The sequence below is a fragment of the Vibrio sp. 2132-1 genome, from assembly GCF_033344315.1.
On the sequence record NZ_JAWPON010000568.1, the window covers coordinates 1 to 599 of the forward strand.

At 48.4% G+C, this 599-nt stretch carries 1 protein-coding gene and 1 pseudogene; both read right to left on the bottom strand.

The window, feature by feature from the left end:
* Positions 1-335, bottom strand: a 335-nt coding sequence (locus R8N47_RS26685) for a polyphenol oxidase family protein (RefSeq protein WP_318186297.1), incomplete at its 3' end; no start/stop codon positions are given.
* A 1-nt stretch (position 336) separates the two neighbouring features.
* A pseudogene (gene rluD / locus R8N47_RS26690) lies at positions 337-599 on the bottom strand (23S rRNA pseudouridine(1911/1915/1917) synthase RluD); the annotation flags it as partial.

Below are 599 nucleotides of genomic sequence, written 5' to 3' on the forward strand. Positions count from 1 at the left end.
GTCAGCAGTACAGGCAAACAATCAGCGGTCATTGCTGAACACACGACATTACTCGCCGATGTGAAGACGCCATCAGCATCAAGCACTATTGGCGTAGGAGCATTCGCATGGGCAACGACAGTAGAATGAGTTTGGTTTAACCAAATTGGCGCACTTGGCATATTCGCTTGCTGCGCCAACCAATGACGATTCTTCGCTACGATAGAAGCATCATCCCCAACGTGTGCACCGAGATTTAACCCTTGATAAGAGCCTGTCGAAAAGCCACCAACTCGCGTAGAAGCAAAGGCTTTGACATTTTTAGGTGCAGACCAGTTAGGAATGATTGCCTTCATCTTAAAACTCGTCCGGTAGACCGTATTCTTCAGTGTCTTTACGCAGCGCTTCAGTCATTGCCACCATATCGTCTGGCACTGGAGCATGGAATTCCAGTTCTTCACCAGTTATCGGGTGTTCAAAACGAAGCATTACAGCGTGTAGCGCCTGACGATCAAAACCACGAATCATGTCCGTCAGTTCCTGCGATGCACCAGTAGGAATACGTGCACGACCACCGTAGGCAGTATCACCTAACAGAGGATGCTGTAGGTAAGACATAT